The 23,630-nt window shown below is 69.9% G+C and carries 20 protein-coding genes; 10 read left to right on the top strand and 10 right to left on the bottom strand.

The annotated features are described in order from the left end of the window. Positions 1-11 precede the first annotated feature (11 nt). From AB0B97_RS06105 to AB0B97_RS06090, 4 genes are all read right to left on the bottom strand, one after another. Positions 12-836: a hypothetical protein gene (locus tag AB0B97_RS06105; RefSeq protein WP_357492044.1), complete on the bottom strand. Its 825-nt coding sequence runs from the start codon at positions 834-836 to the stop codon at positions 12-14. A 189-nt stretch (positions 837-1,025) separates the two neighbouring features. Then, the gene (locus AB0B97_RS06100; RefSeq protein WP_357491075.1) at positions 1,026-1,742 is read right to left on the bottom strand and encodes an FKBP-type peptidyl-prolyl cis-trans isomerase; all 717 of its coding nucleotides are present in this window, start codon (positions 1,740-1,742) and stop codon (positions 1,026-1,028) included. Between the two features lie 100 nt (positions 1,743-1,842). After that, on the bottom strand, positions 1,843-2,481 hold the full coding sequence (locus AB0B97_RS06095) for a DUF4241 domain-containing protein (protein WP_357491073.1): 639 nt from the start codon (positions 2,479-2,481) through the stop codon (positions 1,843-1,845). A gap of 75 nt (positions 2,482-2,556) precedes the next feature. Then, positions 2,557-3,579: a Ku protein gene (locus tag AB0B97_RS06090; RefSeq protein ID WP_357491071.1), complete on the bottom strand. Its 1,023-nt coding sequence runs from the start codon at positions 3,577-3,579 to the stop codon at positions 2,557-2,559. A gap of 85 nt (positions 3,580-3,664) precedes the next feature. On the opposite strand from AB0B97_RS06090, the gene ligD (AB0B97_RS06085) reads away from it, so the two are divergent. From ligD (AB0B97_RS06085) to AB0B97_RS06075, 3 genes are all read left to right on the top strand, one after another. Next, positions 3,665-4,606, top strand: a complete 942-nt coding sequence (gene ligD, locus AB0B97_RS06085) for a non-homologous end-joining DNA ligase (protein WP_357491069.1) — start codon at positions 3,665-3,667, stop codon at positions 4,604-4,606. After that, on the top strand, positions 4,596-5,513 hold the full coding sequence (gene ligD, locus AB0B97_RS06080) for a non-homologous end-joining DNA ligase (protein WP_234584192.1): 918 nt from the start codon (positions 4,596-4,598) through the stop codon (positions 5,511-5,513). Before ligD (AB0B97_RS06085) ends, ligD (AB0B97_RS06080) begins: the two co-directional genes overlap by 11 nt. Positions 5,514-5,883: 370 nt before the next feature. Next, on the top strand, positions 5,884-6,951 hold the full coding sequence (locus AB0B97_RS06075; RefSeq protein ID WP_357491067.1) for a hypothetical protein: 1,068 nt from the start codon (positions 5,884-5,886) through the stop codon (positions 6,949-6,951). Positions 6,952-6,957: 6 nt separating this feature from the next. Here the strand turns inward: AB0B97_RS06075 and AB0B97_RS06070 are convergent, their stop codons facing one another. Further along, on the bottom strand, positions 6,958-7,698 hold the full coding sequence (locus tag AB0B97_RS06070) for a hypothetical protein (protein ID WP_234584194.1): 741 nt from the start codon (positions 7,696-7,698) through the stop codon (positions 6,958-6,960). A gap of 77 nt (positions 7,699-7,775) precedes the next feature. Then, positions 7,776-8,684 carry an NAD(P)-binding domain-containing protein gene (locus AB0B97_RS06065; protein ID WP_357491065.1) on the bottom strand — a complete coding sequence of 303 codons (909 nt, stop codon included), beginning with the start codon at positions 8,682-8,684 and terminating at the stop codon, positions 7,776-7,778. Positions 8,685-8,742: 58 nt separating this feature from the next. Here AB0B97_RS06065 and AB0B97_RS06060 point away from each other — a divergent pair, with 58 nt between their 5' ends. Continuing rightward, positions 8,743-9,141, top strand: coding sequence for a MerR family transcriptional regulator (locus AB0B97_RS06060; RefSeq protein ID WP_357491063.1), 399 nt, complete (start codon positions 8,743-8,745; stop codon positions 9,139-9,141). Here the strand turns inward: AB0B97_RS06060 and AB0B97_RS06055 are convergent. Beyond that, on the bottom strand, positions 9,107-10,138 hold the full coding sequence (locus tag AB0B97_RS06055; protein ID WP_357491061.1) for a hypothetical protein: 1,032 nt from the start codon (positions 10,136-10,138) through the stop codon (positions 9,107-9,109). The two genes, AB0B97_RS06060 and AB0B97_RS06055, sit on opposite strands and share 35 nt — an antisense overlap. A 142-nt stretch (positions 10,139-10,280) precedes the next feature. Here AB0B97_RS06055 and AB0B97_RS06050 point away from each other — a divergent pair, with 142 nt between their 5' ends. Next, the gene (locus AB0B97_RS06050) at positions 10,281-11,033 is read left to right on the top strand and encodes a TIGR03089 family protein (protein WP_357491059.1); all 753 of its coding nucleotides are present in this window, start codon (positions 10,281-10,283) and stop codon (positions 11,031-11,033) included. 112 nt (positions 11,034-11,145) lie between these two features. Here the strand turns inward: AB0B97_RS06050 and AB0B97_RS06045 are convergent, their stop codons facing one another. Beyond that, complete coding sequence (locus tag AB0B97_RS06045; RefSeq protein WP_234584199.1) at positions 11,146-11,631, bottom strand: carboxymuconolactone decarboxylase family protein; 486 nt, start codon at positions 11,629-11,631, stop codon at positions 11,146-11,148. A gap of 176 nt (positions 11,632-11,807) precedes the next feature. On the opposite strand from AB0B97_RS06045, the gene AB0B97_RS06040 reads away from it, so the two are divergent. Continuing rightward, the gene (locus AB0B97_RS06040) at positions 11,808-12,713 is read left to right on the top strand and encodes an RNA polymerase sigma-70 factor (protein ID WP_357491056.1); all 906 of its coding nucleotides are present in this window, start codon (positions 11,808-11,810) and stop codon (positions 12,711-12,713) included. Positions 12,714-12,879: 166 nt separating this feature from the next. Further along, complete coding sequence (locus tag AB0B97_RS06035) at positions 12,880-13,830, top strand: zinc metalloprotease (RefSeq protein WP_357491054.1); 951 nt, start codon at positions 12,880-12,882, stop codon at positions 13,828-13,830. A 113-nt stretch (positions 13,831-13,943) separates the two neighbouring features. On the opposite strand, the gene AB0B97_RS06030 is transcribed toward AB0B97_RS06035, so the two are convergent. Further along, positions 13,944-15,329, bottom strand: a complete 1,386-nt coding sequence (locus AB0B97_RS06030; RefSeq protein ID WP_357491052.1) for a hypothetical protein — start codon at positions 15,327-15,329, stop codon at positions 13,944-13,946. Positions 15,330-15,331: 2 nt separating this feature from the next. Then, positions 15,332-16,561, bottom strand: coding sequence for a DNA (cytosine-5-)-methyltransferase (gene dcm, locus AB0B97_RS06025; protein WP_357491050.1), 1,230 nt, complete (start codon positions 16,559-16,561; stop codon positions 15,332-15,334). 248 nt (positions 16,562-16,809) lie between these two features. Between dcm and AB0B97_RS06020 the strand changes: the two genes are divergently transcribed. The 3 genes from AB0B97_RS06020 to AB0B97_RS06010 all read left to right on the top strand — a co-directional run bounded on the left by AB0B97_RS06020 (position 16,810) and on the right by AB0B97_RS06010 (position 23,498). Then, complete coding sequence (locus AB0B97_RS06020; RefSeq protein WP_357491048.1) at positions 16,810-17,532, top strand: hypothetical protein; 723 nt, start codon at positions 16,810-16,812, stop codon at positions 17,530-17,532. 152 nt (positions 17,533-17,684) lie between these two features. Further along, positions 17,685-22,616 carry a carbohydrate-binding protein gene (locus AB0B97_RS06015; RefSeq protein ID WP_357491046.1) on the top strand — a complete coding sequence of 1,644 codons (4,932 nt, stop codon included), beginning with the start codon at positions 17,685-17,687 and terminating at the stop codon, positions 22,614-22,616. Between the two features lie 159 nt (positions 22,617-22,775). Then, positions 22,776-23,498, top strand: a complete 723-nt coding sequence (locus AB0B97_RS06010) for a hypothetical protein (protein ID WP_357491044.1) — start codon at positions 22,776-22,778, stop codon at positions 23,496-23,498. Positions 23,499-23,630: the final 132 nt, after the last annotated feature.

Below are 23,630 nucleotides of genomic sequence, written 5' to 3'. Positions count from 1 at the left end.
CGGACCGCCGGTCAGCCGGGCAGCGCGGGCAGCCCGATCGGGCTGTTCGGCGGGATCACCGTGTGACACGACCGGGCCATCGGCTCCAGCAGCTCACGCAGCCGGTCGGTGTCGTCCGGGCCGAGGGCCAGCCACGGATGCGCGGCGGCCCGGTCGGTGGCGTCCTCGATCGCCTGGAAGCCGGCGTGACCGACGTCCGTGGCCGTGCCGTCGCCGGTCAGCCAGCCGCGCTGTGCCAGCCGCTCGCGGGCGGCCCGCCACTGCTCCTCGGACCAGCCCCGGCCGAGCAGGTTCTCCGCCGGCATGTCCACGGCGACCCGCCAGGCCAGCGTCTCCACCGGGTCCAGGCCGGCGGCCACCAGGGCGGCGTTGTGCCCGTCGCCCCGCAGCTCCCGCAGCGTGGTGGCGGCCTGCCAGAGACGGGCGAGGGGGTATTCCCCGACCGGCAGCGCCGCATTGGCCGCGCCGAGCACCCGACCGGCGGTCTGCGCCGCCGAGGCGGCCCTCTCCAGCAGATCGGCGGCCTCGGCCAGGTGCGCCTCGGGCAGCTCGTAGGTCAGCTCGGCGAGGGCCTGCACGGCGCCGGTCAGCCGGGCGCGCAGGGCCTCCTGCGGGGTGGCCAGCCGCCAGACCGCCGGCAGGGCACGGCTCACCATGAGTGGTGCGAAGTTGAAGAACGCGGCGATGACCGGGGCGGCCTCGGCGGCGCCCAGCGGGGCGGTCCGGCCGGCGAAGTAGCCGCGCCAGTAGCCGCGCAGCCCGACCGCCTCGTGCGCGGCCCGAGCCCGCGGGTGGAAGTAGGTGACCGCGTGCACCGGCTCGAAGTGCGTCCACATCAGCCGGGCGGTCCGCCCGGGCTCGTCCAGCGCCGTCACGTGCACCTCCGCGTCCCCGGTCCGCCTGGTCACCCCGGACGGCGGGCCGCCCGGGGTGACGCCGAACCTACTGCCGGAGGGTGACGGGCAGGAAGCCCCATGTGAACAAGTCCATCGCGCCGGGGTGACAACCGGGGCGATCCGGACGGGTCACTGGGCGGCGAGCACGTCCACCACGAAGCGCAGCGGACCGGTCGGACGCCCGTTCGCGTTCGCCTCGTCGTTGCCGTACGCCAGCTCGCCCGGGATGTCGAGCTGCACCCGGCTGCCCACTGTCACACCCACCAGACCCTGGTCCCAGCCGGGGATGACCTGGCCCACGCCGATGGGGAAGGTGGCCGGCTGGCCGGCGTTCCAGGACGAGTCGAACTCCTTGCCGTCCTTGTAGAAGACGCCCACGTAGTTGGTGGTGATGGTCTGGCCCTTCTTCACCGCCGGGCCGCTGCCCTTGATCACCGGGGTGACGGTGAGCTTCTTCAGCTCACCCTTGCCCGCCGTCACCTTCGGCTTGGTGCCCAGCGCCGGGTCGGAGCCCGCGGGCAGCTGCGGATCCGGGGGCGCGGTGGGGGCGTCCGCGGCCGGGGCGGAGGCGGACGGGGTCGCGCCTGCCTGGTTGGCGGGCTTGTCGTCGCTCCGGTTCTTGTCGATCCACACGAAACCACCGATCAGCAGCGCCATCACGGCGACGCCGGCGAGGCCGCCCGCCCACGCCTGGCGGCGGCGCTTCGCCTCGGCGGCCTTCTGCGCGGCCAGCTGGGCGGCGAGCCGCCGCCCCGCCTTCGTCGCCGGGCTCTGGCCCTCCGACCGGTTCTCCTGCGTGCGCTCGCTCACGTCGTCGACTCCCTGCTGCGAAGGTGTGGCCGGCACCCGGTGCCGGGGGGAAAGCCGACGCACACGGTACCCGCCCGGCGGCCTGCCGTGCCCGCCCCGGATGCCTCGGATCGCCCAGCGACGCCCTTACGGGACGTTATTTCGGGATCACCATGAAGTCGGTCACGAACGACGTCACGCCTCCGTCGGCTGCGCGCCCGATCCAGGTGCCGTAGCAGCCGTCCCCCCAACCCGTGGCCACGGTGACGACATTGGCGCCGGTGGCCTCGTCGAGGACTGCGGTGATCAGGCCCCGGACCGGCGACACGGGCAGCTCGTCGGGGATGAACACCTCCTCCACCTGGTCGTGCTCCCAGCCGTCGAGGACGGCGAGCGCCGTCGGGTCGGCGAGCGTGCCGGCGCCCGCGTCCACCCCGTACCCGAAGTAGTCGTCCGGGCCGAGCGTGGCGACGTCCTGGTCGCCCGCGACGGCCGGCTCCCAACGGGTCGCCGGCTCGTCGGAGACCACCAGTTGCAGCGCGGCCACCCGACGGTCCACCTCGGCGCCCTCGCGCAGCACCACGGCCACCCAGGCGCGGGCGGGATACCGCCCCGGCACCACGGTCACGGTGTACGGCTCGGCCTCCGGGCAGACCAGCGGGTCGCATCCGACCACCCGGCCGGTGGGCAGCACGACGTCGTCCACGGGGTGGGCCTCGATCAGGTACGCGCCGTACTCGTCGGTGAAGCGGGCACCGGGCGTCAACAACCGGTCCAGATCAGGGGTGTACGGCATGGGGGGCTCCTCCGGTGGCCAACGGCCGGCGGAGCGTACCCGGTCCGGCGGACACCCTTCGTCGCCGCCGTACGGTCAGGCGCTCTTGCGGGGTGCGGTCTTGCGCGCGGCCGTCTTCTTCGCCGGCTCGGCCTTCTTCGCTGCTGTCTTCTTCGCCGGCTCGGCCTTCTTGGCGGCGGTCTTCTTCTCCGCCGTCTTCTTCGCCGCGGTCTTCTTCGCGGGCGCCTTGGCGGCCTTCTTCTCGGCCGCCTTCTGGGCCGAGCGGGCCGACGAGATGGGCGTCGGCTCGCCGCCGCCCCCACCGCGCGCGGGCTGTTCGCCGCGTGCCGCACGGGCCCGGTCCACCGATGCCTTCAGCGCGGCCATCAGGTCCACCGCCGCCGCCGGTGCCTCCTCGGCCTCCTCCGGCTGGACGACCTCCCGACCCTCCACCTTGGCGTCGATGACCTCCTGCAACGCGGCCCGGTAGTCGTCGGTGAAGACGTCCGGCTCGAACTCGCCGGTCATCGAGTCGATCAGGGAACTGGCCATGGCCAGCTCCGGTGGGCGCACCTTCAGGTCCTCGTCGAGGAAACCGAAGTCCGGCTTACGGATCTCGTCCGGCCAGAGCATCGTGTTGAGCAGCAGCACACCCTCGCGGACCCGCAGGGTGGCGAGCTGTTCACGTTGGCGCAGCGCCACCTTGACGATGGCCACCCGCTCCGAGTCGGTCAGGGCGTCGCGCAGCAGCACGTACGGTTTGGTGGCCGTGCCCTCCGGCTCCAGGAAGTACGCCTTGTTGTAGAGGATGGGGTCGACCTGCTCGGCGGGCACGAACTCCAGCACGTCGATCGCCCGCGAGCTGGTCAGCGGCAGGTCGGCGAAGTCCTCGTCGGTGAGGATCACCATCTCGCCGCCGCCGATGTCGTAGCCCTTGGCGATGTCGTCGTAGGTGACCTCCTCGCCGCAGACCGAGCAGGTGCGCTTGTAGCGGATCCGGCCGCCGTCCTCGCGGTGCACCTGGTGGAACCGGATGTCCTTCTCCTCGGTCGCCGAGTAGAGCTTCACCCCGATCGAGACGAGCCCGAACGACACGGCTCCCTTCCAGATGGCACGCATCCTGCGCTCCCTTCCCCGGTATCGACCATGCTCGCATCCGAAGGAACTCGACGCGAGGTGTTCGGCCTGCTACTACAGTCGGGTCGTGCCCGGCGTGCCGCTCAAGCCGATGCTCGCGATGACCGGGCCGCTCCCGGCGGGTGACGGCTGGGCGTACGAGTTCAAGTGGGACGGGGTCCGCGCGCTCGCCGACATCTCCGGCGGCGTCCAGCACCTGTACGCCCGCTCCGGCGTGGAGATCACCGCCGCGTACCCCGAGCTGGCCACCCTCCCCGAGCAGGTCGACGACGTGCTGCTCGACGGCGAGGTGGTGCTGCTCGGCCAGGGCGGGCAGCCGTCGTTCACGGCCCTCGCCGAGCGGATGCACGTCCGGGACCGCAACAAGGCGGCCCGGCTGGCGGCGGTCATGCCGGTCACGTACATGATCTTCGACCTGTTGCGCCGCAACGGCGAGGACCTGACCGGCTGGCCGTACGAGCGTCGCCGGGAGGCACTTGACGCGCTCGGCCTCGGCGGCGCCCGATGGGCAGTGCCGCCGGTGTTCACCGACGGCCCGGCGACCTACGAGGCGGCCGGCGAACACGGCCTGGAGGGCGTGATGGCCAAGCGGGTCGGCGCCGTCTACCGCCCCGGTGTGCGCTCCCCGGACTGGGTGAAGGTCAAGCTGGAGGTGACCGGGGACTTCGTCGTGGGCGGCTGGCGGCCGGGTGCACGCCGCATCGGTGGGCTGCTGGTCGGGGTGCCCGGCCCGGACGGCCGGTTGATCTACCGGGGTCGGGTCGGCGGCGGGATCGGGGCGGCCATCGAACGGCAGCTCCTCGCCGAGCTGGAGCCGCTGCGCTCCGGCGTGTCACCGTTCGCGCCGGGCGTGCCGCGCGAGGATGCCCGGGGTGCCATCTGGGTAGAACCCCGGGTGGTGGTGGAGGTGAAGTACGGCCAACGCACCCCCGACGGCCGGCTGCGCTTCCCCCGGGTGCTGCGGTTGCGCCCGGACAAGCCGCCGGAGGAGGTCGACGATGCCGGCTGAGAAGCTGCGGGTGGACGTCGAGGGCCGCCCGCTGGAGCTGTCCAACCTGGACAAGGTCCTCTATCCGGCGGTCGGCTTCACCAAGGGCGAGGTGATCGACTACTACACCCGGATCTCTCCGGTGCTGCTGCCGCACCTGTCCGACCGCCCGGTCACCCGGATCCGCTTTCCCAACGGGGTCGACGACAAGTCCTTCTTCGAGAAGAACAAGCCGGCCGCGACCCCGGACTGGGTGCGGGTGGAGACGCTGCCCGCGCCCGGGTCGACGAAGGGTCGGGAGACCATCGACTACGTGGTCGCCGACGATCTGCCCACCCTGGTCTGGCTGGCCAACCTCGCCGCGTTGGAGCTGCACACACCGCAGTGGAAGGTCGGCGAGGACCCGGACATGATGGTCGTCGACCTGGACCCGGGGCCGCCCGCCGGGCTCGCCGAGTGCTGCCCGGTGGCGGTGCTGATGCGTGACCGGCTCGCCGACGACGGCATCGACTCGTACCCGAAGACGTCCGGCAAGAAGGGCATGCAGTTGTGCTGCCCGATCGCCGGCACCCAGTCCGCCGACGACGTCTCCGCCTACGCGCGCCGGATCGCCCAGGAGCTGGAGAAGGCGCACCCCAAGCTGATCGTGTCGAAGATGGCGAAGAACCTGCGCCCCGGCAAGGTCTTCATCGACTGGAGTCAGAACAACGCGGCGAAGACCACAGTGGCGCCGTACTCGCTGCGCGCCCAGCGCACGCCCTCGGCCTCGACGCCGTTGACCTGGGACGAGGTCGAGGCCGGCGCCCGCGGCCGGAAGCCCGCCGTCCGCCAGTTCACCGCCGCCGAGGTCCTGGAGCGGGTCGAGGAGTACGGCGACCTGCTGGCCGCCCTGCTCGACGGCGGCCCGGAACTGCCCGGCGGACGCTAGCCCGGCCCGGTCATTCGGGCCGCCCACGTAACGGTGGGTGCGTGACCGGCGCCGTCGCCACCTGTCGCTCAGTGTGACTGCCCCAGCCGCCCCCGTTCGAACCGCTCAGCCCCTTTGCTCTGCTTCAACAGAGGAAACACCGGGATCTACCTGCTGTTCTGTTTTCAGGAGAAGATGACGGGCGAGGCGCGGCCTGCACGGAGCGTGTGTGTTTCCTTGGTTGAAGCAGAGCAAAGGGTGCGGAGGTTGAGGCGACCCCGGACGTACAGGTTGCGGTGTGTGACTGGCCGACGGCCCGACCGTGGGGTTGGACGCCACATCGAACGTCCCGGATGAGACCGGTCTGGCCGACAGCCGCTAGAGTGCGTCGATGCTTCAGAGTGAAGTCGTCGCCGCGTTGAGTGAACTTCGCGCGCTACGGGTCGAGCAGGACGGGCCCGCCCTGCTCGTCACCGTGCCGGCGATCGACGTGAGCCTGCGGCTCTACCCCGAGACGGTGGTGTGGCTCAACCACCTGACGTTGCCGCAGGGTGAGCCGATCCTCCAGGTGGTGGTCCGCCAACACGGCCGGGACCTGCGGATGATCCTGCTGAACGATGACGTCGCCTGGGAGCCGGCCGACCTCGACTCCCTGCTCGACTCCCCGATCCCGGTGCTACTGACGGACATGCCGGAGCTGGTGGCGTACAGCGAACTGGAACGGAACTCCGTCGGCGCCCTGCGGGCCTACGACGAGTCGAGGGCGAACCTGGCGGCGCTCGCGGGCACGCTGCAACTGCACCGGTGCGTCCTCGTCGCCGCCATGCGGCTCGGCCTTCGACCCCTCAACGCGGTACGGCTGTGGCACGAGCTGTGGTGCCGCGTCAGCGAGTTCGCGCCGGCCCCGTACTGGCCCGACCCGGACTTCGATCGGCTCCTCGTCGAGGCGGGGGTGCCGTTGACGCCGTACGAAAAGGTCCGAGCCGGGGATCGACCGGTCGAGATCGAGGCGTTGACAGTGGCCGACCTGCGGGCGGCGGAACCGGCGCTGACGGTCGGCCGGGCGGACGAGGCCGCGCTCGCCGCCTGGCGACAGTGGATGAAGCTGACGCCGAGGCAGTTCCACGAGGTGTTGACAGCGGAGCTGCCCGAGGCGCGTGTCGAGGTCTCGTTGTATGCCGACGGCGGTGCCGCGGTCTCGCTGCGTATCGCGCCGTCCGACGTCCTGCGGGTCCTGCTCGAACTGCGACTCTCCTTCCCGCGCCGGATGGCGATGCTGGACGAGATCCGCATCACCGAGGAGGCCACCGACACCGGGCTCTTCCAGCGCATCATGTCCAACCTGGAAAGGCTCACCCGGTCGCTGGGCCTGAAAGCGATAAAGGTGTACGCCACCGGGGACGGCAGCGTCGCGTTCGCCCGCGCCGGCTTCGACTGGGACCGGGATCCGGGCGACTGATTCCGCTCAGCGGTGCTGCTGTCGGGGCGTCAGTGTCCGCCGGATCCGGGCGGTGGCCGCCGGACCGATGGCCTCCTGGGTCGCCGTGAGCAGCCGCGCGCACAGCGCCCGGGCGGCGGCCAGGTCGGCACGGGCCCGGCCCGCGTCCCGCAGCAGCGTCGCGCGCTCGTCGTCCGCGACGGCTCGGATGTCCGCCACCTCCCGTCGGCGCACGCTGCGTACCTCGTCCGCCATCACCAGCACGAAGTCCGTCCGGTTCCGGTCGAGTGCGGTGGCGGTCGAGGCGGCCGGGCTGGCGGCCACCACCCGGGTGACCGCCTCGGCGGGCAGGAAGAACAGCGTCGTGGTGGAGTACCGGCTGAGGGCCGCCTGCTGTTGCCAGCGGGTGAGCAGCCCCGACTTGCCGTCGAGGAAGGGCGCCATCGCGAACGCGAAGTCCACGTCGACGGTGGCGAGCAGCGCGCGGGAGTCGTCGATGCCGCGTCGGAGCTGGTTGATCAGCACGGACTGGCGGTGCAGCAGGGCGGCGAACTCCGCCTGGTCGTCGGCCCGCGGCTCCGCACCGGAGATCATGGTGTCGGCCAGGCTCAGGAGACGGTCGCCGTTGAGGCACAACTCCTGCAACGTGAGGACCACGTCCAGCAGGTGGGCGCCGACCTCGGCGTCCTGGGAAACCGCCCGCCGATCCAGCAGCCTGGTGACGTACGAGTTGAGTATCTGAACCACAGTCGACAGCAGTTCACCCACTGCGCCGCCCCCTCCACGTGGTGTGGGGGCGAGTGTAATCGCCCGGGTCGCGGCACCCGGCCCAGTGCCGAACGTGATCAGCGTGCCGCCTCCGCCGGATCGGCGGGTACGAGCGACTGGGCCAGTCTGGCGTAGCTGTCACCTCCGTGGCCCGCCGCGATGGCCCGTTCGATGATCGAGTGCACGGCCTGTAGCGGCGCGGGGTCGACACCGCGCGCGGCAGCGGCATCGCGGACGTGGGCGACCGCCGAGCCCGCCGACGCGATGGTGGACACGTCGGCGGCGAAGGTTCCGGACGTGAGTTGATCGCCGAACCGGTCGGCCATGTCGGGCAACAGGCCGCCGATTCCGCGGGCGAAGCGGGCGAACGCGGTAGGGGATATGCCCTCGGTGGCTGCCAGGGCGAAGGCGTGCGCGAGCCCGCCGACGGACATGGTGAACAGGTCGAGCAACGCCATCTCGTACGCCGCTGCCGTGCCGGCGTCGGCGCCGAGGTAGGCGCTGGTGCCACCGAAGCTCTCCAGCCAGAGAAGGCTGTCGTCGAAGAGGGCCCGCGGACCGCTGTAGAGGATCGTCGCGGCAGGTGTCCCGATGGTCGGCGCGGGCGTCAGGATCGCGCCGTCGAGATAGTTGACGCCCCGCTGCGCCGCCCAACCCGCCATGTCCCGTGCCTCGGCGGCGTGCCCGCTGCTGAGGTTGACGAACGTTCCTCTCGGCGGGCGTTCGAGCCCCGACAGGACGGCGCGGACCGCCCGGTAGTTGATGACGCAGGCGATGACGACCGATGCCCGGTGTGCCGCATCGGCCACCGTCGGAGCGAGCACCGCCCCCTGGGCCACCAGCGCGGACGCCTTGGCGGGTGAGCGGTTCCAGAGCACGGTGGGGTGGCCGGCGGCGAGCGACGCGGCGGCCAGGGCCCGGCCCATCGGGCCGAGTCCCAGGACGGCGACGGCTGCGGATTGATTGTCATGGCTGCGGTGAGTCACAGCGACGACGCTAAACCTTCACGTTGACGTGAAGGTCAAGCCCTGATCTGCTGTCGGTGTGCGGATCAGCGAACTGGCGCGGGAGGCGGGCACCACCCCGCGCGCCCTGCGCTACTACGAGGAGCAGGGCCTGTTGCGACCCGCCCGTCTCGCCAGCGGCTACCGTCACTACGACCCGCAGGCGGTGGGCACGGTGCGGCACATCCAACTGTTGCTGTCCGCCGGCTTGAACACCGCGGCGATCGCCGAGATCCTTCCCTGCATCCCGGACGACGTGACCGTGCTGGCCCCCACCTGCCCGGAGCTCCTCGACGCTCTGGCCGTGGAGCGCGCCCGCATCACGGCGTCCATGGATCGGCTCGGCGCCGCTCGCGATGTCCTGGATCGCCTCATCCAGGCCGGCCCCGCCGCCGGCGAGAGCGTCACCTCGCGGCGACACCAACAGCGGCCGAGCTAGGGCCCAGACGCCACCAGGCGCCCACGACCAGTGCCACGGTGATGACGGTGACCGCGACGTCACCGGCGAGGGCCGCCGCCGGGCTCGCCGGGGAGTACGGCGGCACCAGGTACGCGAACGCGGCGGCGCTGACCACGCTCGCCGAGCCCGCGGCGAGCACGTGCCGCTGCCCCCAGCGCGCGCCCGCCGACAGGTACGCGAGCACGGCTCCGACGGTGGCGGCGAGCGCCAGCGCGATGACCACTCCCGCCCAGCCGGGTGCCAGGTCGGTGCCGAAGTGGACGAGGACGACAAGCAGACCGACCCAGAGCGGGTGCGGCACCCGGCGGACGCGGCGCGGGTGCGGGCGACGCCAGCGGGGCAGCAGGGCCGTCGCGACCAGGGTGAGGACCACCGCCGTGGCGGAGGCCAGTTGAAGCGGGCTGGCCAGGAAGTTCTTCCGGCCCTCGGGAGAGGCGAAGACCAGCAGGCTGCCGAGCAGGTAGACCACAGCGACCACCGCCAGCCCCTGTCGTCCGAGCCACGGCCGAAGTCGCCGCTTCGCACCGAGGAAGGACTCGACGAACACGATCGGCGCGCAGATGGTCAGCACGACGTGGTTGCCCACGTAGTCGAACGCCTGCCGGAGGCTGAACCCGAGCCCCGGCACCAGCGACGCCTCGGCGGCGGCCCGGGTGTCGGCGTACTGCGTGTCATTCAGGTAGCCGGGGTTGAACAGGGACTGGTCCACCAGGCCGGCCTGGAGCACACCGAAAGCGGCGGCGAGCAGCACGATCGCCGGCCAGCCCGCGCCGAGGTGTCGGGCGGTCTCCCGGATCAGGATCGCCGCCCCGCCGTACATCGGAGCCAGGCCGATCACCACCGGGAGGAAGCCGTCGATGGCGAAGCCACCCCACGAACACTCGGCCGCCCAGGGCGCGAGCAGCAGCAACGCGACGACCGGCACGAGCCGGCGGCGCAACGGGGGACGGTCGGCGGGGTCGGGCTCGGTAGGCATGGGCACTCCTCGATGGCGCTGCGGGGTCGCCCGTAGCGTCAGTGGGCCACCCGGCCAGCCGCTATGGCCATCGGCCGACGAGGGGTACGACCAAAGTCGTTGCGTAGGGTGGTGCCGACGTCGCCACCCGGGGAGCGCCCAGATGCAGCCACACGCCACGGCCGACCTGTCGGACCCGTACACCGCCACGGAGATTCCGCTGCTCAGCTACCGCGACGAGGCGACCGGCGAGCGTGTCGACCTGACCGCCCAGCAGGTCGGCGCCTGGGCGGCGCGCAGCGCCAGCCTCCTGCGGGACGGGTGCGGGCTCGGCCCCGGCAGCCGCGTAGCGGTGCTGCTGCCGCCGCACTGGCGTACCGCAGCGGTGTTGTTGGGGGCTTGGGCGTGCGGCCTGGCGGTGTCGTTCCGACCGCGCGCCACGGCGGGCCTGGCGGTGCTGGAGCCCGGCGGCGACCGGCCGTTCGACGCGGTCTTCGTGACCCCCGAACGCCAGGACGACTGGTTGGAGGACGTGCCGGACGCCCCGCACCGCTACCTCGTCGGTACCGGGCCGGGTCGCCTGGCCGACGTGCCGCTGGGCTGGTTGGACTGGTCCGCCGAGGTGCTCCGCCACTCGGACGTCACACCCGACCACACCGCCATCCGCCCGTCGGATCCGGCGAGCGCGGACGGCACGACCTACGGCCAGTGGGGAGCGCTCGCCCGGGAGGTCGCCGGGATGCTGGACCTGCGCGCCGGTGACCGGCTGCTGGTCGACGCCGCCGAGCACGAGCAGCCGTTGAAGTGGTTGCTCGCGCCGCTGTCGGCGGGCGCGTCCGTGGTCATCAGCGCCAACCTCGACCCGGTGCGACGGGATGCCATCGTCGCCGCCGAGCGGGTGACCCGGATCCTCTGAGCCAGGTGACCGTCCCGGGGCCGAGCAGCGCACGCGCCGACCGAGGTTTCCGCTTCCGGCGTGCCCCCCGGCCCGGGACATCGGCTGATCCCGGGCCGGGTCCGTTGCCGATTCAGCCGAACGCGGCGGCCAAGGTGCCGGGCTCGTAGGAACCGCCCCGCTGGTGCACGATCACGGCGAGCCGGTTGGCCGCGTTGATCAGAGCGACCAGGGCGACCAGCGCGGCGACCTGGTCATCGTCATAGTGCTTGCGCACCTGAGCCCAGGTCTCGTCGGACACGCCCTGGTAGGCGTCGGCGAGCCGGGTGCCCTCCTCGGCGAGCGCGAGCGCCGCCTGCTCGGCCTCCGTGAAGACCGTGGACTCGCGCCAGGCAGCGACCAGGCTGAGCCGAACCGCACTCTCGCCGGCCGCGGCGGCCTCCTTGGCGTGCGTGTCGATGCACCAACCGCAGCCGTTGATCTGGCTCGCCCGCAGCGACACCAGCTCCTGCGTGGACTTCGGCAGCGGCGACTGCTGCAGCACCATGCCGGCGTTCGCGAACCGCTTGAAGAACTTCATGGCGAACTCGTTCTCGAACATGTTGAACCTGGCGTCCATCGTTCCGTCCTTAACTCTGGTGTTGGATCGGACGACCATGAGATGCCGGCGAGCGCAGCCCTGTGACGGCCGGGCAGGGTGACGACCGCCACAGGCCGGAAGGTGTCACAGAACGGCCGGCTCCGGCATCTGGTGGGTGACGCAGTCGACAGCGAACAGGAGTCACGCTGGTGGGCATGCCGCAGACCGCACCCGACGACCGGCCGGACCGGGCCACCGAGGCTTTCCTCGCCCACCGCAACCTGCTCTTCACCGTCGCGTACGAGATGCTCGGCTCGGCCGCCGACGCGGAGGACGTACTCCAGGACACCTGGCTGCGGTGGGCGGGCGTCGACCTGGGAGCGGTCCACGACCAGCGCGCCTACCTGGTGCGCATCACCACCCGCCAGGCGCTCACCCGGCTGCGGACGCTCGGTCGCCGCAAGGAGTCCTACGTCGGATCCTGGTTGCCCGAGCCGCTGCTCACCGCGCCCGACGTGGCCGAGGACGTCGCCCTGGCCGACAGCGTCTCGATGGCCATGCTGCTGGTGCTGGAGACGCTCGCGCCCACCGAACGGGCGGTGTTCGTGCTGCGCGAGGTGTTCGACCTCGAGTACGACGAGATCGCCGAAGCCGTCGACAAGAGCCCCGCTGCCGTCCGCCAGATCGCGCACCGGGCCCGGGCACACGTCTCGGCCCGCAGGCCCCGCCAGGTCGTCTCCGCGGCGGAAGCCCGGTGCGCGCTCGACGCGTTCCAGCGAGCGGTCGACATGGGCGATCTGCAGGGCCTGCTCGACGTCCTCGCGCCGGACGTGGTGTTTCTCGGCGACGGCGGCGGGATCAAGCAGGCAGTCCCGCGGCCGATCCTCGGTGCCGACAAGGTGGCCCGCGCCCTGGCATCTTTCTGGGGCAAGGTCCCGGCCAGCACGTCGTGGCGGCCGGCGCAGGTCAACGGCTACCCGGCGCTGATCGTCCACGTCGACGGCGAACTGGACACCGTCGTGGCCGTGCGCATCGACGGCGGCCTCATCACCGGGATCTACGCCGTCCGCAATCCCGAGAAGCTGTCCCACATGCAGCGGGAGAATGCCCTGAGCCGCTGACGCCAGGCGATAACAGCGCCCGTCGTGCCCCTGCCGTTACACCCCACATCAGGGCCGTACGCAGGTCTTTTGCTGCTGCCGTCGACGTGGTCTCATACCCGGAGACGACGTCGTCGAGCAGGTCATGACGACCCTGCGCCGTCTCCATCCCCCGAGAGGTGCACCGATGCACAGGAGACCAACTTTCCGACTGGCAGTCCTCACCGCCACCGCTGCGACGTTCCTGGCCTCCGGCGGCGCCTCCGGGGCGCTCGCCACCGCCGCCCCCGCGACTGCCTCCCCGGGTGTCGCGGCGTGCGACCCGGGTACCGCGGCGCGGGCCGCCGAGGGCGCCACCGCCCAGGAGCCGGCGCTGTACTCCAAGAACGAGGCCAACGCGTACGGCGTGATCAAGGACGCGCCGCGCCTGCCCAACGGCAGCATCACCGTGCCGACGGTCTTCCACATGGTCTCCGACCACCCGCTCACCGCCGCCGAGGCGACCAGGTGGAACACCCTGATCGCGGCCCAGATGAGGGTTCTCAACGACTCGTACGCGGGCCGTACGGCAGCCAACGCCTCCGACACCCCGTTCCGGTTCTCGCTCGTCGACACCACGTGGACGGTCAACAGCGCCTGGTACACGGTCGAGCCGGGCAAGAACGAGCGCGACATGAAGAAGGCGCTCTACACCGGCGACTCGGAGACCCTGAACGTGTACGCGGCCAACATCGGTGGTGGCCTGCTCGGCTGGGCGTACTTCCCGAAGGGCTACAACAACGGCCGCGACTACATCGACGGCGTGGTGATGCTCGACGAGTCGATGCCGGGCGGCACGGCCGGCAAGTACGCCCTCGGTGACACGCTGACGCACGAGGTCGGGCACTGGCTGATGCTGGAGCACACCTTCGCGCACGGCTGCTCCGCGTCCGGCGACTTCGTCGCGGACACCCCGCGCGAGGCGGCGCCGCAGTTCGACTGCCCGATCGGCGCGGACACCTGCACCGCGCCGGGGCTGGACCCGATCCACAACTTCATGGACTACACGCAGGACTCCTGCATGGACATGTTCACCGCCGGCCAGGCGGACCGGATGAGCGACGCCTGGGTGGCGTTCCGCGCCGGCGGCGCCGGCTGACGCAGGCGTTGTCGGGGGCTGGCGGGCTGCGTCCCGCCAGCCCCTTCGCGTTCCTCCCCACCGCTGGTTGAGCCCGCCAGCGTCCGTCCGCTGGATCGTGCCCCCTGAGGCGCCTAGAACAGTCGGCCTTCCTGGGCTACCTGCTCGGCAACGTTGTCCGGGCCAGACGAGCACCACTCGCGCAAGAACTTGTCCAACCTGCCGCTCGCTAATGCCCGTGCCACCTGGCCGAGGTCGAATATCTGGGCGATGTGCTGGTCATTGATGACGGGTTGGTTGAAGGTCAGGATCGCGTCATACAGATGACGCAGGGATTCCCGCCGGATCAGGAAGTTGTCGCCGGAAGGAATGAATTGGTCTGACCGCGCCCACCGAACGTCCGCCAGTTTGTCCACGTAATCCGCTCTCAAGAAGAGCGGATCGAGATTCGCTACGAGCGCACCCCGCACCTTCGTGGCTGCCGCATCATCTCGGTAATAGGAACTAAATTTCAGTAGCTGATACGTGCCTTTTTTTATGTCGTCGGTACGGCCAAGGCCTGGCTTGGTCTTGTTCGAGTCGATCTCATCGCCCCATCCATTGACCAGGTAGGCAAGTCTGAGGTTGCGGTCTCTCCGCTGTGTCTTCGGGATTCGGTAGGCCTCGTACAGCTCGATCCACGCGGAGAGGAACTCGAGAAAATTGCCGGGTTCCAAGAAGAACGACGAGAGCTCATCGTACGGCCAAGACCCGCCCCTCTTCTTTCCCAGTGGGACCAGCCAGTCCCGGTGTGGCACATAGAGGGCGAGGTCGACCTCGGCCAGATTCATGTCCACCAACGCGTGCTGCGGATACTCCGCTGGTTCTCCATCGCGGTCGGTGAGGAGCGGCTCGGGCAGCACGGCAACCAACGGAAAAGTGACCATCGGCGAAGCCTTGATCTCGAACAACACAATCAGGTCGTCACGGTATCCGATGGCGTCTACATCGTGCGACTGTTTCGTGATGGTCGCGATCTGGAAGGGCTCCTCGTTTGCGGCCGCAACCAGTTGGAGGAGTAGTGCCGTGGCGACCGTGGTGATCTCGCCGATGTGGTGACTGGTCGGCTTGTGTTGGGCGCCATTGAGCCTGCCCTCGAGCCCCTTGTCCAAGCAGCATCTCGGGCACTGCTTCAGAAACGAGTAGTACACCCGCGGCGAGCTCCCTTCCCGGTGGCAATAAATCCACCTGGAATTGACCACTCTGCCGTGCAGGTACTCGGCGTTCGTCACGAGGTCGAAAGCGGCCGCCAAAGAGAGGCCGAAGAGTTGCGAATCCTGAGCGGCCTTCGCCAGGAAGGGGTCATTCCCGGTGTAGTGGTCGCCGGTGCCGTCTCGGTATGCGCCCAGTACCGTGCCAAGGAGACGGCTGGCTGCCATACCGTCGATGTACTGGGTGCTCGTGAGGCTCGCATCCAACAAACGGGCCAGGTCAGCTAGCTTTTCCTTCGCAGCCGAATCGGCATGGAACGGAAAGTCCATTATTACGCCACCGACGCGAGGTCGAGGGTAAGCTGGCTTGCACTGATGTTCGGCAATCCGAGGGCTAGCAGCTGAATGCTGTTCTCAAAAACCCAGCGAACCGCCGGTACGCATACGGCGTCGCCGAAAGCGAACAATGCTTCCTGTTCCGACTCTGGGATGACGAAGTTGGGAGAGTTGCCGTGCATCGCAACCCCTTGCAATCGGGCGCTCTCCGACCCGAGAATCCTGCGGATCTGCACCTTCCCGCTCCGCACCCGCACCACAAATTGAATTGAGGAACCGCCCTTCGGGGTCCTCAAGCAACTTGCAAGCCCGTCAAATCGCAGGTTGAAGATCTGCTCCCGAATCCCACGCCGGCGTCCACGGCGCACAGCGGTAAGTTGAAGGTCAGCTCCGGCCGCTGCCATCGCCTCAAGTTTCGGCCGGTGATCGTGCTCCAGGTGGTCCCAAAAGTACTGGGTGCGCTCCTCGTTCCACCAGTGCGGATCACCTTCCGGGAGATCGACCAGGACATCGCCGAGCTCCAGGCGTCGGGACGGCAACTCCGGGAAATCGAAGAACATCCAGGGCAGGTCCCGGTTCCTCTGGAAGATGTGCTGCACCTTGTATCGGCGGATATGAGTATCCGGCATTTGGTTCGAAGTAGCCAACGCCTGATCTCGCACGCCAAGGATGAAGACTCGATTACGGGCCTGCGGCACAAAATGACGAGCGTCCACCTGCACGAGATCGATCGCATAGCCTAATTCCGAGATCTGCCTGAGCAGCAAATCGATGCTCGTACCCTCGTGCAGGGTAAGAAGCCCTGCAACGTTCTCGAGAAGAAGGAACTGCGGTGCGCGCCCCTCTTTGACGAGCTGTGCGATGTGGTCAAGAAAGGACCATACGATACCGCTGTGCTCGCCATTGATTCCACGCCTGCCGCCGGCCTGGCTGAGGTCGATGCACGGGAAGCTGGCTGTTGCCAGCCGGGCGGTCGGGATCTTCTCGGTAGGCAGCTCACGGATGTCGGAGTCATCGATGGGCGTCGAGTAGTTCCGCTTGTAGGCCGCTACCTTCCGAGGGTCGTTGTCGTTGGCGAGGAGGCATGACCACCCGAGGGGCGCAAGCGCCTCGTGGATCAACCCGACGCCGGCGAAGAACTCGACGAACGTCAGGTCCGAAGATGGAGCCGGGGAGCCCTGGGGGGCAGCCGTCCCGAGGGGCACGGGGGTCAGCGGTGATGGCACCCTGCGACCTTACGCGAGGACCTGCGTGGCGGACGAGCGACGGACCGTGTGCCGGAGACCGCTCCGCCCTCTGCCGGATGGCGACCTCGAAGGGCTGTTGCCCGCAGCGCAGTTGATCAACTAACTGTTCATCCGCGCTGCGCCCGCTTCTCATCAAGCTCGCCTGGCGAGTTCGCCAACGGCCGGCAGGGTCACCGAACGGCCGCGCCCACCGGCGTGCCACAGCACCTGTAGACCGGAGCGCTGGCATGCCCTCAACCGCACGGTGGCCCCGCCGCGTCGTGATCGCGGTGGCGTTCACCCTCACCCTGCTCGCCATGGCCGTCCCTGCCGAGGCCCACCCGTACGGCTATCCGCAGACGGTGACCATCGCGGCGGACGCGGCCCGTCCCGAGGTGGTGCATCTGACGTGGAAGGCGGGCGGCGTCGACGAACTGACCCTGCTCGGCGTTCACCTCGGCCTGCTGCCGCAGGACCGCGTCCTGCTCGACGGGGCCGTCGACACCCGGGACTCGGACGGCACTGTGCTCGCGTCGTCGACGCAGTTCGCGAGCTACCTGCTCCGGCAGCTCACGCTCAGCAGCGACGGTCACGCATGCGCCGGCACTGTCGGGAAGGCGAGCGATCTCGCAGCCTCCGGTGTGGACGTCGGCTACACCTGCCCAGGTCCGGTCGGTGTCGCCCGCATTGAGGTCCGGATGCTGAGCGACCTCGACCCCGCGTACCGGACGGTGGCGACCGGGCCCCAGGGCAAACGCCAGGTGTACGGCGCCGACGCGTACTCCCACGACTGGGTGCTCGGGGACGTGCCCGCCGCCGTGGCCAGCGGGGCGAGCGATGTCGGCCACGACCGCGCCACCGCCTGGAAGGTCGCCGGGAGCGTCGGCCCCCTGCTGCTCCTCGCGGCAGTCGTCGCGCTGCTGCGACACCAGGTACGTCGCCGGCGGGTCGCCCACGCCCGCCCGTCCTGAGACCGGCCACCCGCTCTGGCCCCCCGTGCCCGCCGTGGTCGGCATTCCGGTGCTCGGCGTTGGCGGTTCCTCGCACCCAACAAAGGAGAAACCTCGCCATGACGCACGCTCCACGTGCGCGTAGGAAGCGATCACGCGGACTCCTGTCCGCGGTGGCGCTCCTCCTCATCGCCGGACCGGCGACGACCCTCAGCCCCGCCCTCGCCGGAGCACAGACGACCCTGACCAGCGGTAACGCGCCGCTGATCAGCCTGAGCGACGGGCAGAACATCGAGGGTAAGGTCCCCGTCGTCGTCGAGCCGGTCACCGAGAACGATTCGGTGACCACGCTCGCGGTCGACGGCGACAAGATCAGCGCCGAGCGGACCGCCGGCACCGCCCACTTCGCCTTCGAGATGGGCGGCAACGGCACCGAGGCCCGCTACCGCAACTACATCACCGTCAACGGCCACACCGCCGCGGCCGACCGGGTGTACCTCCCGGACATCCCCGGTGGTCAGGTCGGCACGCTCGACTTCCCCGGTGACTGGCTGCAGGTCGGCACGAACACCATCACCGTCCAGGCCGGAGCGAACTGGGTCGACACGACCACCAAGACCGCCGTCGGCTACGAGGAGCTGCCGAACGGTGAGGGCGGCCGCTGCCCCAACTACGACGACTACGCGCTGAGCAGCATCAGCCTCAGCCTGCTCGGCGTGGTCGCCGACGGCGAGCAGAACCTGTTCAGCTACAACTTCGGCGACGGCACCTGCGGCAGCTCGGCGAAGTTGCTCAACCAGGCTCTGACCTTCGTCATCTCCGGCGAGCCGGGCAGCACGTCCGGCCTGCGGACCGACCTGGACACCACGAGGCTCACCAACGGTACGCACACCGTCAGCGCGACGACCCAGTCCGGCGCGAAGACGTCCGTGACCGTCGACGTCAACAACGCTCCGGCCGGCGCGGCGGCGGTCACCCCCGGTGACGGTGCCCGCGTACACGGCACCCAGCCCGTCATCGCCGCGCTGTCCAGCGGCGGCAAGGACCATGTCGAGTCGCTGGCCATCGACGACAAAACCGCCGAGAACGCGGAGGCGTTGGCCACCGGAACCGCCACCCTCGGCCTCGCGGTCGCGGCCGGCAACTCGATCGAGGCCCGCTACCAGAACTACGCGCTGGTCAACGGCCACCGGGTCGATCTCGGCGGCGACTACGGCGCCACCGGAGCCGAGGACGTCAGGCTGGCGTTCCCGACCGGGTTCCTGCACCTGGGCGACAACGTCGTCGAGGTCCGCACCGGCGACTACAACGGCACCCTCAACGGCGCGACCTGCGCCAACCACGACGACTTCACCCTCACCCGGGCGGCGACGAGCCTCACCCTGAGCACTGCGGGCACGGTGACGGCCGGCACCACGTACCTCGTCACCACGAGCGGCACGACAGTGACGAAGGCGGAGACGACAGCCGCCACGCTGGCGCTGGGCGACGCCACCTGCGGGGCCAACCGGGACGCCGAGTTCCACTTCACCATCGACGGCGCCCCGACGACCCGTACCGTCGACACTCTCGGCAGCGGGGGCGACGCGCACCTCAAGGTGTTCGTCGGCGGCAACGGCAGCGACAACGGGTACGACAACAAGGTGCTGATCAACGGCATCCCGCTGGAGATCGGCATGTGGGAGAAGGAGGTCGCCGACCTCGCGTTCCCGAACGAGTGGCTGGTGCCGGGCGTCAACGTCGTGGAGTTCGTCGCGGGCAACGACCACGGCAGCGCCAAGCCCGGCGGCTGCGACAACTTCGACGACTTCACGCTGCGGGACTTCGAGCTGCTGCCGACCGGCGCGAAGGCGACCCAGCTGATCCGCTCGATCGCGCAGACCACTGTCACCATCGGTTCGGCGAGTTACCCCGCCGGCTCCCAGGTGACCACGTACCTCGGCGACGGCACCTGCGGCAGCAGCTACAACGCGGTACTGACCAGGACCGTCCTGTTCGACGTCACCGCGCCTGACGGCACCGCGCTGCCGGCGCTGGGCAAGCGCGCCGACGTGGACACGACCACGATCGCGGACGGCCCCCACACCATCAAGGCTGTCGTCGGGGAGAAGACCTCGACGCGGCGCTTCACCACCGACAACACCGCCCCGGAGATCTCCAGCAGTGTCCCGGCGGCCGGGCAGCGGCTGACGTCGACAGTCGCGCTCAACGTCACGATCAAGGACGCCTCCGGCGTGGTCGGTACGCCCGTCATCACCCTCGACGGCGCTCCCGTCAAGCAGGGCGACCAGATCGGCCACGGCCTGCCGGCCGGTGAGCACACCATCGCGCTGACGGCTACCGACGCGCTCGGCAACACCGCCACCCGCGAGGTGCGCTTCAGCAGCGCGAGCATCCCGGACGTCCCGACCGAGCTGAACTCGACGGTCAAGAACACCGACCCGCTCTCGGCCGAACTGTCCGCCCGGATCCCCGGCGCCGAGGGCGTCGGGCTGACCGCCACGTTCACCAAGGCGGACGTGGTCCTGCCGACCGGCGGCTACCTGGGCGAGGCGGCGGACGTGCCGACCACGCTCGACGTGCAGCACGACAAGACCGTGGACGTCGCCTCGCTGCGTCCGCTCGACGGCGCGACCATCGAAACCCCGTCCAGTCGTGGGGTGGTCTTCCAGCGGTACGACCTGCCGCTGGGCGCAACAAAGCAGGAGCCGACGCTGCGCTGGTCCGGCACCATCGATCCGGCGCGGATCGTGGCGCTGCGGGCGTGGGATCCGGCCACCAGGAAGTGGGTCGTGCTCACCAGTTCGCGGGGGCAGTCCGGGCAGGACACCGTCCTGACCGCGCAGATAGAGGCCGGCTACCGCGACGGCGGCGTGGTGCACGTGCTGGTCACCGGTGAGGACCCGTTCGCCGACGACCTGTCGCCGCACGACGCGTCGGCGCAGAACGACAAGGACCGCTTCGAGGATCCGAGTTCGTACGACTTCTCGTTGGCGCACTTCACCGACACCCAGTACATCACCGAGGGTGCGGCCGGCGGGACGTACGACGACTTCGACGGCAACGCCGAGCCCTCCGACGTCGAGACGGCCGAGGAGCAGGCGATCTGGTCGGCGGCGTACCGCGAGCAGATGCAGTGGATCGCCGACAACGCGGCCAGCCGCAAGATCGCGTACGCCGCGCACACCGGCGACGTCATCGAGAACGACTACTACGACCCGCTGGCCACCAACCCGGACGGCTCGTTGAAGCGGCCCGGTCTGCACGAGCAGGTCGAGAAGGAGCTGGCCACGGCCTCGGGCTTCCAGAAGATCCTCGACGACAACGGTGTCGTCAACCAGGTCATCGCGGGCAACCACGACGACCAGTTGGGCGCCGAGACGGGCCCCACGTCCCGGTTCAGCCGGACCTTCAGCGCGGACCGGTACTACGGGACGGCGAAGGGCTGGCCGAAGGGCACCGAATACCACGCCTGGGATGAGAAGACGAACGCCGACGGGTCGGTCACGCCGGGCAAGGACAACCAGAACAACTACCTGCTCTTCTCGGCAGGTGGCCTGGACTTCGTGGCGGTCGGCCTGTCGTACGGCGTGACGCCGGCCGAGGCCAAGTGGGCTGACTCGATCTTCAAGCGGTACAAGGACCGCAACGGGATCCTGCTCTCCCACGACTATCTGAAGCCGTCGGCCAACCCGGATGGGCGGGGTGCGGACTTCTCCGCTCCGGACGGCTCTCCGCTGTTCAGGCAGGTCGTCGAGGTCAACCCGAACGTCTTTCTGGTCCTCGCCGGTCACGAGCACGGCGTCGGCACCAACCTGAAGTCGAAGATCGGCGTGACGGTCAGCCACGACGTCGTCGAGCTGCTGGCGGACTACCAGTTCTATACGGTCACCGCCGCCGAGCTGTGGCCGACGCGGGTCGCTCCCGACGGCACCATCGACGTCAACGGCGACGGCAAGCCGGACCACAAGGCCACCGACCGGCTGCAGTTCGGCGCGAGTTTCCTGCGCCTGCTCCAGTTCGACGTGGACCGGGCCGAGATGCACATCGACACGTACTCGCCGTTCCTGAAGAACTTCGGTGCGACCGAGTACGACATCCGCCAGGACGGTAGCCAGCCCAAGCCGCGCTACAACGGCTCGGAGGACAACCTGACCCTGCCGGTGGATCTCAGCACCCGCAAGACGTCCTTCGGCACCGACTCGCTCGCCGCGTACGTGCCGGCCGGCACGATCGGCACCGACGAGGTGACCTCGAACGGCGTCGCCACGGCGACCTGGGACACGCTCCTGCCGGGCACCTCGTACGGCTGGATCGTCTCCGCGAAGAGCGCCGACGGCGGCGAGGCGGTGGCCCAGCCGGCCGTGTTCACGATCGCCAAGCAGGTCCCGACGATGACAGTCACCGTCGCCCCGACCAACTGGGGTACGGCGGCGACGGTGACCGTGCAGGTCGCGGCCGGCAGCACGCCGGTCACCGGCGCGGTGGAGTTGCGCGAGGGCACGACCGTCCGCGGTTCGGCCGCGCTGACCAACGGCACGGCGACGTTCACCCTGCCGGCGGGCCTCGCGGGTGGCCAGCACACGCTCACCGCGTCGTACGCGGGCGACGACCACCTCGCTCCGGTGCAGGCCACCGCCGTCCTGACGGTGAACCTGCCGGCCCAGTGGAGCTCGTCGACCGTCTACAACGACGGCGACCGGGTCACCTACCAGGGCCGGGTCTTCGTGGCCTCCTGGTACACGAAGAACCAGAAGCCGGGCGCCGACGCCAACGGCGCGTGGCAGGAAATCGCCATGACCGAGGACGGCACGGCGATCTGGACCGCGTCGCGGATCTTCAACGCGGGTGACTTCGCGATGTACGACGGTAGGAAGTGGCGGGCCCAGTGGTACACCCGCAACCAGAAGCCGGGTGACCGCAACGGGTCCTGGGAGGAGATCGCCCCGACCCCCCCGGACAACAGCCCGGCGGCCTGGACGCTCACGAAGGTCTACGACGCCGGCGACCGGGTGACGTTCAAGGGGCACGTCTACGAGGCGAAGTGGTGGACGTGCGGCCAGGAGCCCGGTGACAGGTCCGGTCCCTGGAAGCTGATCAAGTAGTCAGGTTCGCGTGACGCCGGCCCGGGACCGCTTTCGGTCCCGGGCCGGTGCGCGTCCCGTCACTCGTCAGGTGGAGCGGCAGCCTTCCGCCGGCTCTCACGTTTTTCCTGCTCATACGCTGCGCCGAAAGCAGGTGGACTCTCACCCGGCGGAGGGCAGATGGCTTCGAGGCGTACCCATCGGATGGTGGTGTCGGCCGTTGCCGGCGGCCTGTTCGCCCTCGGCGTGGTCGCGCCGGGTCCGGCGGCGGCGCCGCTGCCCCGCGCGGCCCGGGCGGACGGTCCTACGGCCCCTGACACGCGCGAGCCGCGCCCGCCGCTGCTGCCGGCGGACTTCCACGGCACCGGCCGGTACATCGTGCGGGACCTCGGCATCGACGTCCCGTTCAGCTGGCAGGGCCGCGACGGCAACAGCCAGATGGTCGCCGGCGGGCCGCAGCACCCGATCTGGTTCACGAACCTGATCTACGAGAACACCCTCTACACGCTCACCTACAAGTGGCCGAACATCCCGCTGTTCCCGCCGCGTCCGTGCAGCAAGGTGCCGGGGTTCTTCAACCGGCAGATCTTCAACGACAAGCTGAAGACCGCCCGCTATGTCGGCCCGGAGATCCTGCAGGGAGAGAAGGACCGGCACGTGGACCACTGGCGGGTGGGCGTGGTCGGGGGTTCCACAGTGCCGGGGGAGTTCTTCCGGTTCCCGCTCGCACTCGGCGACATCTACGTCGACCAGCACGACTCGGCCCGGTGGTGGCAGGTGTTGCAGTTCGGCCTGCAGAACCTCTTCGACCCGGAACTCGACGAGTGGTTCACGATGGACAGCTTCGACCTGCGCCCCGGCGAGGTCAACCTCCCCGACCGCTGTCCACCCCCCACCCCCTGACCTCCGGCCCCCGGCCCCGGCTGCGGTGATCAAGAGGTTTGCGTCACCGACGGGCCGATCGGTGACGCAAACCAATTGTTAAAACCCCGGCGGGGGAGGGGGGGGTTTAAGGGGGAACAGCCAGAATGACGC

This window comes from Micromonospora sp. NPDC049004 (assembly GCF_040649315.1).
Taxonomy (GTDB): Bacteria; Actinomycetota; Actinomycetes; order Mycobacteriales; family Micromonosporaceae; genus Micromonospora.
Note: the sequence above shows the minus strand (reverse complement) of the source record. Positions and strands in the feature narration are given on the sequence as shown.